12 protein-coding genes and 1 pseudogene are annotated in these 16,827 nt (G+C 73.2%); 9 read left to right on the top strand and 4 right to left on the bottom strand.

Features of this window, described 5'->3' with window-relative positions; genetic code table 11:
- Positions 1-29: 29 nt before the first annotated feature.
- Positions 30-722: a NeuD/PglB/VioB family sugar acetyltransferase gene (locus E1165_RS02555; protein ID WP_132387266.1), complete on the bottom strand. Its 693-nt coding sequence runs from the start codon at positions 720-722 to the stop codon at positions 30-32.
- Between the two features lie 162 nt (positions 723-884).
- Here E1165_RS02555 and E1165_RS02550 point away from each other — a divergent pair, with 162 nt between their 5' ends.
- From E1165_RS02550 to E1165_RS02525, 6 genes are all read left to right on the top strand, one after another.
- Entirely contained in the window at positions 885-2,096 is a 1,212-nt protein-coding gene (locus E1165_RS02550; RefSeq protein ID WP_132387264.1) for a glycosyltransferase, read from the top strand.
- Between the two features lie 182 nt (positions 2,097-2,278).
- Complete coding sequence (gene wecB, locus E1165_RS02545) at positions 2,279-3,403, top strand: non-hydrolyzing UDP-N-acetylglucosamine 2-epimerase (protein ID WP_132387262.1); 1,125 nt, start codon at positions 2,279-2,281, stop codon at positions 3,401-3,403.
- Between the two features lie 93 nt (positions 3,404-3,496).
- A complete protein-coding gene (locus tag E1165_RS02540; protein WP_371687291.1) occupies positions 3,497-4,540 on the top strand; it encodes a polysaccharide biosynthesis protein in 1,044 nt (347 codons plus the stop codon).
- Entirely contained in the window at positions 4,537-5,664 is a 1,128-nt protein-coding gene (locus tag E1165_RS02535) for an NAD-dependent epimerase/dehydratase family protein (RefSeq protein ID WP_132387258.1), read from the top strand. The genes E1165_RS02540 and E1165_RS02535 overlap by 4 nt, the downstream gene beginning before the upstream one ends.
- Positions 5,661-6,944, top strand: a complete 1,284-nt coding sequence (locus tag E1165_RS02530; protein ID WP_132387256.1) for a glycosyltransferase family 4 protein — start codon at positions 5,661-5,663, stop codon at positions 6,942-6,944. Before E1165_RS02535 ends, E1165_RS02530 begins: the two co-directional genes overlap by 4 nt.
- Complete coding sequence (locus tag E1165_RS02525; protein ID WP_305792146.1) at positions 6,941-7,699, top strand: sugar transferase; 759 nt, start codon at positions 6,941-6,943, stop codon at positions 7,697-7,699. The genes E1165_RS02530 and E1165_RS02525 overlap by 4 nt, the downstream gene beginning before the upstream one ends.
- 63 nt (positions 7,700-7,762) lie before the next feature.
- On the opposite strand, the gene E1165_RS02520 is transcribed toward E1165_RS02525, so the two are convergent.
- Positions 7,763-8,194 carry a hypothetical protein gene (locus E1165_RS02520; protein ID WP_132387254.1) on the bottom strand — a complete coding sequence of 144 codons (432 nt, stop codon included), beginning with the start codon at positions 8,192-8,194 and terminating at the stop codon, positions 7,763-7,765.
- A 281-nt stretch (positions 8,195-8,475) separates the two neighbouring features.
- Here E1165_RS02520 and E1165_RS02515 point away from each other — a divergent pair, with 281 nt between their 5' ends.
- A complete protein-coding gene (locus E1165_RS02515; protein WP_132387252.1) occupies positions 8,476-9,417 on the top strand; it encodes a DUF389 domain-containing protein in 942 nt (313 codons plus the stop codon).
- Here E1165_RS02515 and E1165_RS02510 read toward each other — a convergent pair.
- Positions 9,353-9,574 (bottom strand): annotated as a pseudogene (locus tag E1165_RS02510) (hypothetical protein); the annotation flags it as partial. The gene E1165_RS02515 and the pseudogene E1165_RS02510 overlap by 65 nt on opposite strands.
- A gap of 308 nt (positions 9,575-9,882) precedes the next feature.
- On the opposite strand from E1165_RS02510, the gene E1165_RS02505 reads away from it, so the two are divergent.
- Together E1165_RS02505 and E1165_RS02500 are read left to right on the top strand one after the other, a co-directional pair.
- Complete coding sequence (locus E1165_RS02505) at positions 9,883-13,695, top strand: ALF repeat-containing protein (protein ID WP_132387250.1); 3,813 nt, start codon at positions 9,883-9,885, stop codon at positions 13,693-13,695.
- 67 nt (positions 13,696-13,762) lie between these two features.
- Positions 13,763-14,053: a hypothetical protein gene (locus tag E1165_RS02500; protein WP_132387248.1), complete on the top strand. Its 291-nt coding sequence runs from the start codon at positions 13,763-13,765 to the stop codon at positions 14,051-14,053.
- Positions 14,054-14,334: 281 nt separating this feature from the next.
- Here the strand turns inward: E1165_RS02500 and E1165_RS02495 are convergent, their stop codons facing one another.
- A complete protein-coding gene (locus E1165_RS02495; protein WP_243704556.1) occupies positions 14,335-16,755 on the bottom strand; it encodes a Tex family protein in 2,421 nt (806 codons plus the stop codon).
- Positions 16,756-16,827: the final 72 nt, after the last annotated feature.

Raw genomic sequence — 16,827 nt, 5'->3', positions numbered from 1 at the left:
CTTTCCAGAAGAAGTGGGTGGAGCTGCGTTCAGTGCTCGGGCGGCCGGGTGGCGCGCAGTACGCGGGCGGGTACGCCGACCACGACGACGTCGTCCGGGACGTCCCGGACGACCACCGCGCCGGCGCCCACCACCGCGTTGCGTCCGATGCGGATGTTGTCGACCACGGTGGCCCCGGCGCACACGGTGGCGCCGCTGCCGATCCGGCTGCCGCCCGCCACGGTGCAGCCCGGCAGCAGCGTCGCGTAGTCGCCGATCTCGGTGTCGTGGCTCACCGTGGCCCGGGTGCCCACGTGCACGTGCCGGCCGAGCCGCACGTCGGTGGTGAGCACCGCGCCGGGCCACAGCACACTGCCGTCGCCCAGTGAGCACCGGGCGCCGACCACCGCCGCCGACGAGACCAACGATTCGGCGGGACGCCCGTTGCGCCCGGCGGCCCGGTCGATCCGGGCCCGGACCGCGCCGTCGCCGATCCCGACGACGTACCGCACGGCCGGGTCGTCGGTGGCGATCCGGTCGTCCTCGCCCAGCCAGGGCACCGGCAGCCGGGTGGTCTCCGCCGGCCGGTGCGGGCCGACGCACCCCAGCACCCGCCGGCCGGCCTGCTCGGCGATCCAGGCGATCTCCCGGGCGTGCCCGGAGGTGCCGAGGACGACCAGTGGGTACGCGTCGTGGACGGATGGCTGCCGGGCGGGCGGGGGGACGGTGCGGGGGCTCGACATGGGACCGGTTATATCCGGCCCGGCCGGGCGTCCACGCCACTTTCACGAATCCGGTGGTGACTGTCGGCGCGGTGCCGGCCGGCCCCGCCGGCGGGGTAACCGGGAAGCCTCCCGCTCGTTGGCCGTTTCGTCCCACCTGCATCTTCTGGTCCGGGAGGTCCTGTGCAGCAGAACCAGCTGGCGGCCCCACCGGCCGGCGGCGCGCCGGGTGCCGGCCGGGACGCGGCGGCGTTCCGCGTGCTGGTCACCTGTACCTACTTCGAGCCGGGGTTCCGCGGCGGCGGACCCGGCAGGTCGGTCGCGCACATCCTGGACGCGGCCTCGCCCGAGGTGGCGGCGACGCTGGTGACCCGTGACCGCGACCTCGGCGATCCGGCCCCCTATCCGGGACTCTCCGGCCGCTGGCAGGCCCGCGGCCGCACCCCGGTGTTCTACCTGTCGCTGCGCAGCCCCCGGCAGTGGTTCGCGCTCTGGCGAAAGCTCCGGCGAACCCGCTTCGACCTGCTCTACGTCAACAGCCTGTGGGCGACGATGTCGCTGGTCCCGGTCCTGGCCGTCGGCTGCGGCCTGCTGCGCGCCGACCGGGTGATGGTGGCGCCTCGGGGCGAGTGTTCACCAGGGGCACTGGCGCTGCGTTCGGTGCGCAAGCGCGTCTTCGTCGTCGGCTGGCGGCGGGTGCTGCGCCGGTTGGACGCGTCGTTCCACGCGTCCACGGAGCGGGAGGCCGCCGACATCCGCCGGTTGTTTCCGTGGGCGACGGTCCGGGTGAACGCCAACCAGAGCCCGCTGCCGCCGGAGCCCGCCCCGCCCGCGCCACCCGTGCCCGGGCCGCTGCGGCTGGTCTTCGTCGGGCGGGTCGCCGAGATGAAGAACCTGGCGCTGGCGTTGGCGGCGTTGGCCGCGGTGCGTCGTCCCGTGACGCTGGACGTGTACGGCCCGATCGAGGACCCGGCCTACTGGCGGCGCTGCGAGGCGTTGATCGCCGCGCTGCCGCCGGGGCAGCGGGTCCGTTACCGGGGTGTCCTGACCCCGTCGCAGGTGCCGGCGGTGCTCGCCGAGCACGACGCGCTGGTGCTGCCGACCCTGGGGGAGAACTTCGGCCACGTGGTGGCCGAGAGCCTGTCGGCATCCTGCCCGGTGCTCTGCTCGGACCGGACACCGTGGACCCCGGTGCTGACCGCCGGGGGCGGGGCGGTGGTGCCGGAGCTGACCGCCGCGGCCTGGGCCGCGGAGATCGACCGGTGGGCCGCCCGGACGCCCGGGCAGCGGCACGCGGCCCGGCTGGCCGCCGCCGACGCCTACCGCCGGTGGCGGGCGACGGTCGCCCGGGAGAGCATCCTGGACGTGGTGCGCCTCGCGCCGTTGCCCGGCTGAGCGGGCCGCCGACCGGGGCGTCAGCCCGGTCGCCGAGGCGATCCGCCCCGCGCCTCTCATAATTCGTACCTTTTATGCGTTTGTAGCGGAAAGCGTATCTCGGCCCCCGGCGTTTCGTTGTCCCGGGTGCCGCACCCCGCGGGACGACGTCGCCTCGGGAGGCGTCCAGAGAGAGGACGGGCATGACGCGGATCATGACGGTGGTCGGTACCCGGCCCGAGATCATCCGGCTGTCCCGGGTGATCGCCCGGCTCGAGGACACCGTTGACCACGTGTTGGTGCACACCGGCCAGAACTGGGACAGCAGCCTCTCCGACGTCTTCTTCAAGGAACTGCGGCTACGGGATCCGGACCGTTTCCTGCGGGTCGACACGTCGTCGCTGGGCCGGGTGTTGGGCGGTGTGCTGGTCGGGGTCGAGTCCGCTCTCGTCGAGCTGCGGCCCGACGCGCTGCTGGTCCTGGGCGACACGAACAGCTGCATCGCGGCCCTGATGGCTCGGCGGATGCGGATCCCGGTGTACCACATGGAGGCGGGCAACCGGTGTTTCGACCTGAACGTGCCGGAGGAGACCAACCGCCGTCTGGTCGACCACGTCGCCGATTTCAACCTGGTCTACACCGAGCACGCCCGGCGGAACCTGCTCTCCGAGGGGCTGCATCCGCGCCGGATCCTGCTCACCGGCTCACCGATGCGCGAGGTGCTCACCCACTACCGGTCCGACATCGACAGTTCGCCGGTCCTTCGGCAACTCGACCTCGTCGCCGGCCGGTACTTCGTGGTCAGCGCGCACCGCGAGGAGAACGTCGACGACCCCGACCGGCTTCGCCGCCTGCTGGACTGTCTCGTGGCGGTACGTGACCGGTGGGGGTTCCCGGTGCTGGTGTCCACGCACCCACGGACCCGCAAGCGCCTGGAGGCAACCGTGCCGGACGCGGGTGCGCTCGACGGCATCGCCTTTCACGAGCCCTTCGGTTTCTTCGACTACGTCCACCTTCAGACGCGGGCGTACTGCACCCTCTCCGACAGCGGCACGATCAGCGAGGAAGCGGCCATCCTCGGATTCCCGGCGGTGACACTGCGCGAGTCGATCGAGCGACCCGAGGCGCTCGACGCCGGCGGAATCATGATGACCGGCCTGGAGCCGGCGGGCGTCGTGGAGGCGATCGACGTGACCGTGGCGCAGGTGGGTGCCGACGGCGTCCCGTGCCCGGTCGACTACCAGGTGCCGGACACCTCGCGACGCGTCATCGACTTCATTCTCTCCACGGTGCGTCGGCACCACGACTGGGCAGGTATCCGGCGCTGACGCCCGGATCATGTCCGTTTGTCCCGTTCCTGCCACTATTGCGGCGCTAAGCAATAGATTGTCCCTAACACTGCATCTGCCCTGCTGTCAGGAGTGACTGTGACGCTTAACTTCGCCGGCCGACGGATCTTGATCACCGGTGGAACCGGGTCCTTCGGTCAGACGATGACGCGCCGTCTCCTCGACCGAGACGTCGGCGAGGTCCGCGTGTTGAGCCGCGACGAGGCCAAACAGGACGCCATGCGTCGGGTGCTGGGTGACGACCGGGTGCGGTACCACGTCGGCGACGTCCGCGACCTCGACAGTGTGCTGCACGCCAGCCGGGACGTCGACTACGTCTTCCATGCCGCGGCGCTCAAGCAGGTGCCGTCCTGCGAGTTCTTCCCGCTGGAGGCCGTCCGCACCAACGTCCTGGGCAGCGCCAACGTCGTCGAGGCGGCGGCGCGCAACGAGGTCCGGTCGCTGGTCCTGCTCAGCACCGACAAGGCCGTGTACCCGGTGAACGCGATGGGCATGAGCAAGGCGCTGATGGAGAAGGTGGCGCAGGCCCACGCCCGGAACCATCCGGACAGCCCGACAACCGTCTCCTGTGTCCGGTACGGCAACGTCATGTACTCCCGCGGCTCGGTGATACCCCTGTTCATCGAGCAGATCAAGGCCGGCCGGGCGCCGACGGTGACCGACCCGGCGATGACCCGGTTCCTGATGTCCCTGGACGACTCCGTGAGCCTGGTCGAGCACGCGTTCCAACATGCCAGCGCCGGCGACGTCTTCGTCCGCAAGGCGGCCGCCTGCACCATCGCCGATCTGGCCGAGGCGCTCTGCCAGCTCTTCGACGTGCCGACCAAGCTCGACGTGATCGGCGTGCGGCACGGTGAGAAGCAGGACGAGACGCTGGCCAGCCGCGAGGAACTGGTCCGTGCCGAGGACTTCGGGGACTTCTTCCGGGTCCCGCTGGACGCCCGTGACCTCAACTACGCCCTCTACGTGACCGAGGGTGAGCTGGCCGAGAGCCCGCGGGAGGACTTCAACTCCGCCAACGCGGTCCGCCTGGACGTACCGCAGATCATGGAGCTGCTGGTCACTCTCCCCGAGGTGCGGGCGGAGCTGACCCTACGGGATCAGGTGCTGTCGTGACCCGGCTCGCCCTCACCGGGGCCAACGGCTTCCTCGGGTGGCACGTCCGGGTGTTGGCCCGCGCCCTCGGGTGGCCCGAGCCCGTCGTGGTCAGCCGGACCGACCTTCTCGACCCGGCCACGGTGGCGGCCCGGATCGACGGTGTTGATCGCGTGGTGCACCTCGCGGGCGTCAACCGGGGCGAGCCCGCGGAGGTCGCCAGCGGCAACGTCCAGCTCGCCGCCGCGCTGGCCCGAGGGCTGCGCCGCTGCGCGACGCCGCCGGGGACGGTCGTCTACGCCAACTCGGTGCAGGCCGGCAACGGCACCCCGTACGGCGACTCGAAGGCGACGGCCGCGGCGACGCTGGCGGCTGCCCGTCCCGACCTCGTCGACGAGCCCCTGCCCAACCTGTACGGCGAGCACGGCCGCCCGTTCTACAACGGCGTGACGGCGACCTTCTGCCGGCTGCTCGCCGACGGACGTGAGCCGGAGCTGCACGAGGATCGCGAGCTGACCCTGGTACACGCGACGGACGCCGCGGCCCGGCTGATCGGTGCCCCGGCCGGTGGCACCTGGGACGCCTCGATGCCCGGCCTGCGGATCAGCGTCCGTGAACTCGCCCGTCGCCTCGCCGGCTACGCCGCGACCTACCGCAGGGGGGAGATCCCGGCGCTGACCGACCGCGACGCGGTACGGCTGTTCAACACCTACCGGTCGTTCACCTTCCCGGACCAGCATCCCATCCCGCTGCCGCAGCACGCCGACGTGCGCGGTGAGCTGGTGGAGACAGCCAGATCGCACGGCGGAGCCGGCCAGGTGTTCTGCTCGGCCACCCGCCCGGGGGTGGCCCGGGGTGAGCACTTCCACCTCGCCAAGGTGGAGCGCTTCGTGGTGCTGCGGGGTCGGGCGGAGATCAGTCTGCGCCGGGTGGGCCGCACCGAGGTGATCCGGTTCCGCGTCGACGGAGACGAACCCGTGGCCGTCGACATGCCGACCATGTGGGTACACAAGATCCTCAACGTGGGCTCGGAGGATCTGCTGACCCTCTTCTGGGCCAACGAGCTCTTCGACCCGGAGCGGCCGGACACCGTCGCGGAACGGGTGGAGAGCGCGGTGCCCGCGGCGGCCGGGGCGGCGGCGTGAAGATCGGTCTGGTCACCCAGTGGTACGCGCCAGAACCGGTGTTCATCGCCGGCAACCTCGCCGACGAGTTGGCGGCGCGGGGGCACGAGGTGAAGGTACTCACCGCGTTCCCCAACTATCCGACCGGGCGCACCTATCCTGGATTCCGCCAGCGGTGGCGTCACGTCGAGCGGGGCGGCGGGCCGACCGTCCGGCGGGTGCCCATCTACCCCAGTCACGACGCCTCGGCGGCCCGGCGGGCCGCGAACCTGATCTCGTTCGCCGCCACCAGCCTGGCGGCGGCACCCCGCTTCCTGTCGGGGGTCGACGTTGTCTACGTGTTCAGCCCGCCCCCCACCGCGTACGCCGCTCCGGCCCTGCTGAGGCTGTTGCGCGGGGTGCCCGCCCTGCTGCACGTGCAGGACATGTGGCCGGAGTCGGTGACGGGTTCGGCGATGGCTCCGGGCGGCGTGGTCGGGCGGCTACTCGGTCGCGGGATCAGCGGGGTGATGCGGCGGATCTACCACAGTGCCACCCAGATCGCGGTCATCTCGCCGTCGATGGCCGACCTGGTGATCGACCGGGGCGCGGACCCGACCAAGGTGCGGGTGGTGTGGAACTGGACCGACGAGACGCTGTTCCGTCCGGCGCGTGCCACCGCGGGGGACCTGGCGGCGATCGGCCACCGTGGTCGACCGGTCGTCATGTTCGCGGGCAACCTCGGCCCGCTGCAACGGGTCTCGACGGCGGTACGCGCCGCGGCGGCGGCCGGCCCGGTGCTGGACCTGGTCTTCGTCGGCTCGGGCAACGAGGAGGCGGCGGCCCGACGGCTCGCCGCCGAGTTGGGCGTCGACAACGTTCGGTTCCTCGGCCGCCGCACACCGGAGGAGATGGCCGGCCTGTACGCCGCCGCCGACTATCAACTCGTGACCCTGCGGGACATGCCGGGTTTGCGCGGCACGGTCCCCTCGAAGCTGCAGGCCGCGCTCGCCAGCGGCGCTCCGGTGATCATCTCCGCGAACGGCGACTGCGCCGACCTGGTCGCGACCAGCGGCGCGGGACTCGCGAGCCCGGCGGAGGACGTGGCCGCGCTGGCCGCCCAGTTCCGTCGCGCCGCCGCGCTGTCCGAGGAGGCGCGCGCGGCGATGTCCCGGCGGGCGCTCGCGGTGTACCGGGAGCGGATGTCGCTGCGGGTCGGCGCCGACCACATCGAGGACATGTTGCTGAAGATGGACCGGCGGAGCGGAAAGGCGCTGAGCCGGCGGCGTTCTTCATCGACCGCTGCTGGAGGAGACTCGTGACAAGCCACATCTCACACCGGGAGACGGGTGGTCCCGCCACCCTGCTGACCGTGCCCGAACCACGCCACGAGGTTCGGGCACCGGCCCGGCCGTACGACCCCTACAAGAGGATGCTGGACGTGGTGGGGGCGCTGCTCCTGATGATCGTCACCGCGCCGGTGCTGCTGCTCGTCGCGGTGGTCGTGCTGGTGACGCTGGGCCGGCCGGTCATGTTCCGGCACCCCCGTCCGGGCCGCGACGGTCAGCTGTTCCAGATGGTGAAGTTCCGCACCATGCGGCACGTCGACCCCTCCCGTGGCCTCGTGGCCGACGCCGACCGGCTCACCCGGGTCGGCAGGTGGCTGCGCGCGTGCAGCCTCGACGAACTGCCCGAGCTGTGGAACGTGCTGCGTGGTGACATGAGCCTGATCGGGCCCCGGCCGCTGCTGGTGCGCTACCTCGACCGGTACACGCCGGAGCAGGCCCGCCGGCACGAGGTCCGCCCGGGCATCACCGGGCTGGCCCAGGTACGCGGCCGTAACAGCCTGACCTGGGAGGAGAAGTTCGCCTACGACGTCGAGTACGTCGACAACCGTTCCTTCGGGCTGGACCTGCGAATCCTCGCGGCGACCGTACGCGTGGTGCTCTCCCGCGAGGGTGTCTCCGCGCCCGGGGTCGCCACCGGCTGCGAGTTCCTCGGCACCGCCGCCCACCGCGACGGGCAACGCCAGGCCACCGAAACGGGGCCGGACGGGATACCGATGCTGCCCGTCTGAGGCCGGGCACGGGCCGGCGGCCGGACCGGGCCCGACGGCGGGCCGATCGTGAGCTCCCTGCGGTCACCGCCAGTCGTCGCCTGCCTCGAGACGCAGGCTGAGCAGGGCCGCCAGCGGCAGGGACTCCCCGTCCCGGCCGCCCCGGCCGACGACCAGGGGCGGTGCCGACGGTGTCGGCCGTGCCCCGAGCAGCCGGGACCGGAGGCTGGCCGGCACGGTCAGCAGGTAGAAACGCCCGTCGGTGTCCACCGCGCGGGCGCGGGCCTGATCGATGTACCAGCCGGCGAGGCGGGTGCGGTACCGGCTGCGGCCGTTGTAGGACGCCGCGGTGAGCCGGTCGGTGCGCAGGCCGCGCCGGGTCGCCTCAGCGGCGAACCGGGATACCAGCTCCGTCGCCTCCGCCTGCTCGGCCGCGCGTTGCCGCGCGTCTGCCTCCGCGTGCGCCCGCACCGCGTGGCGCTGCCGCTCCCGCCACTCCAGGCCGTCCTCCGCCATGCCCGACACGGTACGCGCCTCCGGGACACGGGACCGGCGTCCGGAGGCTGGTGGACGCCCGTTCGGAACGCTCAGCACGAGCGCGCCGACCGGAGGCGTCCGTTTGATCGCTCGTCCTACCCCGAAGGGGGTGTCAGGCGCAGACGTGAGAAACATCCTCAACAGGCGCAGTCAGCACTGACCCCGCCGGCACAACCGTCAAGCGGGACGGCAGGACACAGGCGCCGCCGGCCCCGGGTGCCGAAGTAGAGTCCGGGACACGCTTGGGCGAGGGGAGAGACGTGCTGCACCTGAGGGTGATCGCTCCGCCGGACCGGTCCGGCGCGGTGGCCGACCTGCTGGCCGCCGAACCGGGCGTGGCCCACCTGGCGGTGCTGGACGGCGCCGCCCGCCAGCCCCGCGGTGACCTGATCCTCTGCGACGTGGTGCGGGAGAGCGCCGACCGGGTGTTGCACCGGTTACAGCAACTCGGCGTGGAGGCGCACGGTGGGATCGCCGCCGCCGACGTCGAGTTGACCATCTCCGCCGCGGCCGAACGGGCTGCCCGCCGGGCGCCGGGCAGCGGGGCGGACGCGGTCGTCTGGGACGAGATCGCCGCCAAGACCGGCGAACAGACAGAGCTCTCCGCCACCTACCTCGTGCTGATCACGGTCGCCACCATGCTCGCCGGCATCGGCGTCCTGCTCGACCAGCCGATCCTGATCGTCGGCGCGATGGTCGTCGGTCCCGAGTTCGGCCCGCTCGCGGCGCTCTGCGTCGCGCTGCTGCGCCGCAGGGGGCGGGTGATCCTCCGGTCCGTGCAGGCCCTGGTCGTGGGGTTCCTGGTCGCCATGCTGGTCACCGTGCTCAGCACCTGGGCACTGACCGCCGCGGGCCTGGTCAGCAAGGCGATGCTCGAGGGTGAGCGGCCACTGACCGACTTCATCTGGCGGCCCGACGCGCTCTCCTGGGTGGTGGGCCTGCTCGCCGGGGTGGCCGGCATACTCTCGCTGACCTCGAAGAAGTCCGGCAGCCTGGTCGGCGTCCTGATCTCGGTGACCACGGTTCCGGCCGCCGCGAACGTCGCGGTCGCCGCGGCGTACGGAGTGTGGTACGAGGCGAGCGGTTCGGCGCTCCAGTTGGTGATCAACCTGGCCGCGATCGTGCTCGCCGGGCTGCTCACCCTGGCGGTGCAGCAGACCTGGTGGTGGTACCTGGCGCGGCGTCGCCCAGCCGTCGGTTGAGCAGGGCCCGCAACGGGATGGGACTCGCCGTCGCGCCCGCCGGCCCCGACGATCAGGGGCGGCGGGCCGGGCTGCGGTCCGCCCCGAACAGCAGGTCCACGTACCAGCCGCGCAGCCGGGGCCGGTAACGCCCCCGACCGTCGTACGACCGTGCGGTGGGTACGTGACGCAGGACGCCTGGCTGCGCTGATGCCGAGTCGACACCACCACGATCATCGCACTGTCACCGGGCCCCGATCAGGCGCCGCGTACGAGAGGCGACCATGGTGCCGCGGCGTCGCCGGTCGCGGGTGCGACGGCCAGGTGCAGGGCGGCCAACGGCCGACCGCCGACCAACCGATCGGCCCCGGTGGATTGGTGTGCTCGGGTCTTGTCTGGCCATCCGGGTAGCGGGAAGGATCGCGGTAGATCGCCTCCGGACGGGGAGCCCAACGGGGCGCACGGGGCGACGGGGGAGGGCACGCCATGCGTGCGTTTCGGGCGCGGGTCTTCGCACTCGTTCTTGTCATCCTTTCTGCGGCCGGCTCGCAGGCCCGGCGGGTCGCGCTGGTGGTGGCGCTGGCCGTGGCGGTGAATGGCCTGGTGGTGGCCGGCGTCGACCGGCCCGAGCCGGACCGACCGTCCACCGTGTCGCTGGCCGGGGCCCAGCTGCGGTCCGGGGCCGCGGACGAGGACGCCCGGGCCGCCACCCGGCTGGGCCGGTGCCAGGCGGCCCGGATGTTGCACGCGGGCGGTCCCGCGTTGAGGGCCGCGGCGACCGAGGCCCTCGCGGGCCCGGACGCCGACCTGGCCGCCGCCGGAGAGCCGGGCAGCGCCGTGTACGAGCGGCTACTGCGCGCCTTCTGGAGCGACAACGAGACCATCGAGGCGTACCGGGACGCCCGCTGGGCCCGGCAGACGGCCTGGCGGAATCAGCTCCAGCCGTACGGGGTGTACGACGCGGTGCCGGAGTTCGACGCCTCGATCGCACACTTCATGTTCGGCCGGCAGGACATCGCCCACCAGACACTGCATGGCGAGCCCGACTACCCGAAGGCTGGGCAGGAGGCGCTGGACCGGATCTCGGAGATCATGGCGGAACGGCCGAACGACCTCACCCTGCAGATCGCGGGGCAGGTGGTTCTGGCCACCGGAACGGCGGATGACGCGCGCCGCTTCCTGGTCTACGGCGGTTATCTCGCCGCCGCACCGGCCCCGGGCTCGGTGGAGTTCCGCCACGAGGCAGAGGCGGTCAAGATTCGCTGGGCTTCCTGCGACGCCGCCAACCCGCGCCCCTACTCGGCCGACCCGAACAGCCCGCTCAAAGCTGTGGTGACCACCGCGGCCGCCGAGTGGGACGCGGAACTGGCCGCGCAGGCCGGTCCGCGCAACGACATCGTGGCCGCCGAGGCCGAGGCCGCGGCGCAGGTTCGCCGTGCTTCGGAGACCATGGTCGAGGCCATCGGGCAGGCCTGGGTGGCGGAGAAGATCCTCGCGGTGCAGAAGCGCTGGAAGGACTGCCCCACCTGCCCGCCGGTGCCGACCGCGGCGCTGAAGGCGCAGGCCACGGCCGATTTGGCCGCGATCAGGACCACGGTGGCCGAACTGGTCACCACGGCGCAGCAGGCGGCCGCCGCGGCGGAGCGCGCCGCCGGGAAGGCGGACGCGGCCAGGACGCAGGCGGCGCAGATCGCCGCCAGGGACAACACGCCGTATGGGCGCGGTCTGGCGTACGCCCAGCAGTCCGCCCAGGTGACCAAGGCATCAGCGGCGGCAGCCGCGGCGGCGAAGAAGGCCACCGAGACCGCGTTGCGCGCGGTGGAGGCCACCGCCGCCGACAGCGCCGCGCTGCTGTCGCTGGCGCAGACCCAGTCCCTGGCGCTGCGGGCGGAGTTCAAGCGGGTCGCCGCCCAGCAGGCGGCCGCGCAGGCCCGCGCAGCGGCCATCGCGGCCGACGCGCAGGCCACCGAGGCGGGCCAGGCCGCCGCACGGGCCGCCGCCGAACGGGCCAGCGCCGAGCGGGCCGAGGCCGACGCCCGGGTCGCCGCGCAGGCCGCACACGACAAGCGGGTCGTGGCCGAGCGCGAACGTGACATCGCCGCCGCGCAACGGGTCACCGCCGAAGCGGAACGGGCCACGGCGCAGCAGGCCGAGGCGCGGGCCCAGGCGCAGCAGCAGGCCGCGGCCGAGGCCCGTGGCCGCGCCCAGGCGGCCGGGGACACCGCGAGCCAGAAGAAGGACGTCGCGCTGGCCGCCGAACGCGAGGCAGTCCAAGCCCGCGACGAGGCGGTGCGGGCCGAACGCAACCGGGACGCGCTCGTCGCGAAGGCCGCCGCGTTGAGGGCCGTGGCCGCGGCCGCCGAGGGTGAGGGCGGCGCGGGTGAGGCCCGGGCCGCCGCCGACGAAGCACAGGCCGCTGCGGACGCGGCCACCGGGGCGGCCACCGCCGCGCGGGCCGCGGCCACCGAGGCGACCGCGGCGGCCGTGGCAGCGCGGGAGGCCGCGACCCGGGCCACCGCCGCCGCCGAGCGCGCTCGGGCCGCCGCCGACGGGGCCTGGGCGGAGGCGACCGTCAGCCAGTCCGCCGCGGCCACGGCGCACGCCGCCGCAGCCGACGCCATCGTCGCCTCCGAACAGGCCGCGAGAAACGCCAAGGGGGCCGAACAGCAGGCGAAGCTGGCCTCGAACGCGGCGGCCGAGGCCCGCGCGGACGCAGCGGCAGCCCGGGGGTCGGCGGACGCGGCCCAGGCGGAATCCGCCCGCACCGCCGGGCACGCCTACGCGGCGGCCGCGGCCGCCGCGGCGGCCGGGGACGCGGCCCGCGCGGTGACGGATCCGGCGAACGAGGCGATCACGCTCGGCACGCCGTTCTGGGAGAAGGACTCCTCGGCCGGCATGGCGATCCTGGTTGGTCAGAGCGCGAAGACCCTGGCCGCGCAGCACGCCGCGGCCGCCGAGGCGAAGGCCGCCGAGGCCGCCCGGGCCGCCGAGGCCGCCCGGCAGGCCGCCGCCCGGGCCGACGCGGACGCCAAGGTCGCGGTCGAAGCCGCAGCGGCGGCGGCGACCGACGCGGCCAGCGCCGCCGAGTCGCTGGAGCGGGCCCGTCAATTCGCGGCCGAGGCCGCCCGGGACGCCACCGCCGCGCAGCAGGCGGACGCCCGCGCCGCCACACACGCCCAGCAGGCGCTCGGCGACGCCCTCCAGGCCGGGTGGGCGGCCAACAGCGCCGAGTCGGACGCCACGACGGCCCGCAACGCGGCCACCGCCGCCGAGCAGGACGCCGCTTCCGCGCGCGGCGCCGCCAGCCGGGCCGAGTCGGAGGCGGCCGGCGCACGGAACGTCGCGGCCCAGGCGGACCGGGACGCCACCACCGCCGAGCAGGCTGCGGCGAATGCCCGGGAAGCCGCGCAGGAGGCCCAGGCCGCCGCGCAGCGGGCCGAAGCCGCCGCGAACGCGCAGAGGGAAGCGACCGCCATCGGCCCGGACGCTCCCACCGGGATGGAGAACGTCATCGTCGTGCCGATCGACGTCAAGGACGAGTTCCCGTCGCCGGTGCCCTGTCACATGATCGACAACATCCACTGCACGGCAACCATCACGCACCACCTGACCGGCCAGTTGGCGCTGTACGTCCGAACCTGCCCCGACCCGGACACCACGCACTGCCCCGGTCAGTACGTGGACGACTACCTGGGCACCGTGCCGCTCGACACGCACATCACCAGGATCCACGTCTTCAATGCGGCGAAGCTCGTCGGAGCGTTCTGGCTGAGCGTCGCGAGAGGCATGGCCCAGGACTATGTCGACTGCTATCACGGCAATCTCGAGAAGTGCGCCGTCGCCGCCGGTGAGTTCGCCCTGGACATTGCCACCGCCAGGGCTGCCAGCCTCCTCATCGCGCTTCGGCGGGCCGCCAAGGCGCAGACCCTGGCGACCGCGACGGATGCCGCGCTCTTCTGGTCAGGCACCGTCGACGGTGTCAGCGTGCAGACGCTGGCCCAGCAGTTTGCCACGGCGCGCGGTGGTACGACCCTGGAGATGTTGCTGGAGGCGCGGGGCGTCACCATGCCCACCTGGGGTCAACGCGACGCTGCTTCCGTTGCTGCCTGGGAGGAGGCGTCCCGCGCCTTCGCCCGTGCCGCCCGAGGAGAAGTCCGAGCCGTGATGGGGGAGACGGTCCCGCCAAACGGCGTCTGGAAGAGGATCGAGCTTCCCGCTCTCAAGGCGAACCCGAACGTGACCAGAATTATCGAGGTCGATGCTCGCACCGGGAAGGAGACCGTCATCTTCGAGAGGTGATCGCGGTACGGTCAACCCACCGGGCAGGCAACTGCCCGGTGGGTTGGAGGGGAGAATCATCCACAAGGTGCACGACGACATCCTGAGCCGGGCCGTGACAGCATTCGTCTGGGGCGACCCGCCACGGTCCTGGCCGTCGTCCGATCCAGCCGCCGTCACCCGGCTGTTCGGCGACGGCGGCGCAGAGCTCGTCCAGCGCATAACCGCGCTGCTCGCCGAGCTTGACCAGGTCCCACCCGACGACGACCTAGTCGTTTACGGCGACCGCATCGAGCAAGCCCTGGAATCCAACCATCCGGAGCTCACCAAGCCGGCGCGCGAGGCGCTGGCCAGGAGATACACCTTCGGCTGGCGATGAGCCAGCCGGCCGCGCGGTGCGAGCTGCGCCGGGTGGCCGACTCAAAGTAGCGACCACCCAACGTGACCGTCAGCTCGCGCGCCGAAGGACCGGGCCGACGTCCAGCTCGACGATCCGGGTGACCGCGCGGTCGAGGAAATCCCGGTCGTGGGCTGCCCACGACGGGTTCGCCCGGGAAGCGCGACAGCCAGGTGCCGAGCCAGGCGATGCCGTCGGCGTCCAGTGGGTTTGTGGGCTCGTCCAGCAGCAGCGAGGGTGAGCCCGGCAGCCGGGTGGACCGGTCAGGCCAGGCCGGCGCGGCGCAGAGCCTCCGCCATCGCGCTGTTGGCCGGCGGCGGGATCGCCCCGCCCCGGCCCTGGCGTGGCTGTCCGCCGCGCCCACCCTGGCCGCCGCGCCCGCCGGACCCACCCTGGCCGCCGCGCCCGCCGGACCCACCCTGGCCGCCGCGCCCGCTCTGCTCCCCGCGCGGGCCGCCGCGCTCCCGGCGAGCGCCGTCCGGGCCACCCCGACCGGTCTCGGGGTCGTCCAGCCGCAGGGTCAGCGAGATCCGCTTGCGGGGCACGTCCACGTCGAGCACCCGGACCTTCACCACGTCGCCGGACTTGACCACGTCGCGCGGATCCTTGACGAAGGTGTGCGACATCGCCGACACGTGCACCAGGCCGTCCTGGTGCACGCCGACGTCGACGAACGCGCCGAACGCGGCCACGTTGGTGACCACGCCCTCCAGCACCATGCCGGGGGTGAGGTCGCTGATCTTCTCGACCCCCTCGACGAAGGTGGCGGTGCGGAACTCCGGTCGCGGGTCGCGGCCCGGCTTCTCCAGCTCGGCGAGGATGTCGGTGACGGTGGGCAGGCCGAAGGTGTCGTCGACGAAGTCGGTGGCCAGCAGCCCGCGCAGGATCGCCGACCTCCCGATCAGGGAGCGCAGGTCCTGCCCGGTGTGGGCGAGGATGCGCCGCACCACCGGGTACGCCTCAGGGTGCACGCTGGAGGAGTCCAGCGGGTCGTCGCCGCCCGGGATGCGCAGGAAGCCGGCGCACTGCTCGAACGCCTTCGGCCCCAGCCGGGGCACCTTCTTCAGCTCCGCGCGGGTGCGGAACGGCCCGTTCGCGTCGCGGTGCAGGACGATGTTCTCCGCCAGCCCGGCCCCGATGCCGGAGACCCGGGTGAGCAGCGGCGCCGACGCGGTGTTGACGTCCACCCCGACGGCGTTGACGCAGTCCTCCACGACGGCGTCCAGGGACCGGGACAGCTTCACCTCGGACAGGTCGTGCTGGTACTGCCCGACGCCGATGGAACGCGGGTCGATCTTGACCAGCTCGGCGAGGGGATCCTGGAGACGGCGGGCGATGGAGACCGCGCCGCGCAGCGACACGTCCAGCCCGGGCAGCTCCTGCGAGGCGTACGCGGAGGCGGAGTAGACCGACGCGCCGGCCTCGGAGACCACCACCTTGGTCAGCTTCAACTCCGGGTGCCGCTTGATCAGCTCACCGGCCAGCTTGTCGGTCTCCCGGCTGGCGGTGCCGTTGCCGATCGCCACCAGCTCGACGCCGTGCGCGGCGGCCAGCCTCGCCAGGGTGGCGACCGAGGCGTCCCACTGCCGGCGCGGCTCGTGCGGGTAGATCGTGTCGGTGGCGACGACCTTGCCGGTGCCGTCGACCACGGCCACCTTCACCCCGGTACGCAGGCCCGGGTCCAGGCCCATGGTGGGTCGGGCCCCGGCCGGCGCGGCGAGCAGCAGATCCCGGAGGTTGGTGGCGAAGACCCGCACGGCCTCCTCCTCGGCCGCCTGCCACAGCCGCATCCGCAGGTCCGCGCCGAGGTGGATGAGGATACGGGTACGCCAGGCCCAGCGCACCGTGTCGGCCAGCCACCGGTCCGCCGGCCGGCCGGCGTCGCTGATCCCGAACCGGCCGGCGATCGCCGCCTCGTACCGGGTCGGGCCGGTGACCGGGGCGTCGGCGTCGCCGTCGGCCTCCGGGTCCATGGTCAGGTCGAGCACGCCCTCCTTCTCACCCCGGAACATCGCCAGGATCCGGTGCGAGGGCAGCTTCGGGTACGGCTCGGCGAAGTCGAAGTAGTCGGCGAACTTGGCCCCGGCGGTCTCCTGGCCCTCGCGGACCCGGGAAACCAGGCGGCCCCGCGACCACATCTGCTCGCGCAGCGTGCCGATGAGGTCGGCGTCCTCGGCGAACCGCTCGATCAGGATGGCGCGCGCCCCCTCCAGCGCGGCGGCGGCGTCGGCGACCCCCCGGTCGGCGTCGACGAAGCCGGCGGCGGTCTCCCGGGGCTCGCGCGTCGGGTCGGCGAGCAGCGCCTCGGCCAGCGGCTCCAGCCCCGCCTCGCGGGCGATCTGCGCCCGGGTCCGCCGCTTGGGCTTGAACGGCAGGTAGATGTCCTCCAGCCGGGACTTCGAGTCGGCCGCCATGATCTGCGCTTCGAGGGCCTCGTCGAGCTTGCCCTGGCCACGGATGGACTCCAGCACGGCGGCTCGCCGCTCGTCCAGCTCGCGCAGGTAACGCAGCCGCTCCTCGAGGGTGCGCAGCTGCGCGTCGTCGAGCAGGCCGGTGGCCTCCTTGCGGTAGCGGGCGATGAACGGCACGGTGGCGCCGCCGTCGAGCAGCTCCACGGCCGCCCGCACCTGACGTTCGGCGACGCCGAGCTCGTCGGCGATCCGCTGATGGACAGACTGGGTCACGATCTTGATCCGCCTTCGCTGTGGGTTCCGTGCTGCATTCTGCCGTCCATCCCCGACGTCGCCCACCACCCC

The organism is Micromonospora sp. KC723 (assembly GCF_004348595.1).
GTDB lineage: Bacteria > Actinomycetota > Actinomycetes > Mycobacteriales > Micromonosporaceae > Micromonospora.
Note: the sequence above shows the minus strand (reverse complement) of the source record. Positions and strands in the feature narration are given on the sequence as shown.

Coding starts and splice junctions, on each gene's coding strand:
- E1165_RS02555 (WP_132387266.1), bottom strand. CDS start 722: ATGTCGAGCCCCCGCACCGTCCCCCCGCCCGCCCGGCAGCCATCCGTC.
- wecB (WP_132387262.1), top strand. CDS start 2,279: ATGACGCGGATCATGACGGTGGTCGGTACCCGGCCCGAGATCATCCGG.
- E1165_RS02520 (WP_132387254.1), bottom strand. CDS start 8,194: ATGGCGGAGGACGGCCTGGAGTGGCGGGAGCGGCAGCGCCACGCGGTG.
- E1165_RS02505 (WP_132387250.1), top strand. CDS start 9,883: ATGCGTGCGTTTCGGGCGCGGGTCTTCGCACTCGTTCTTGTCATCCTT.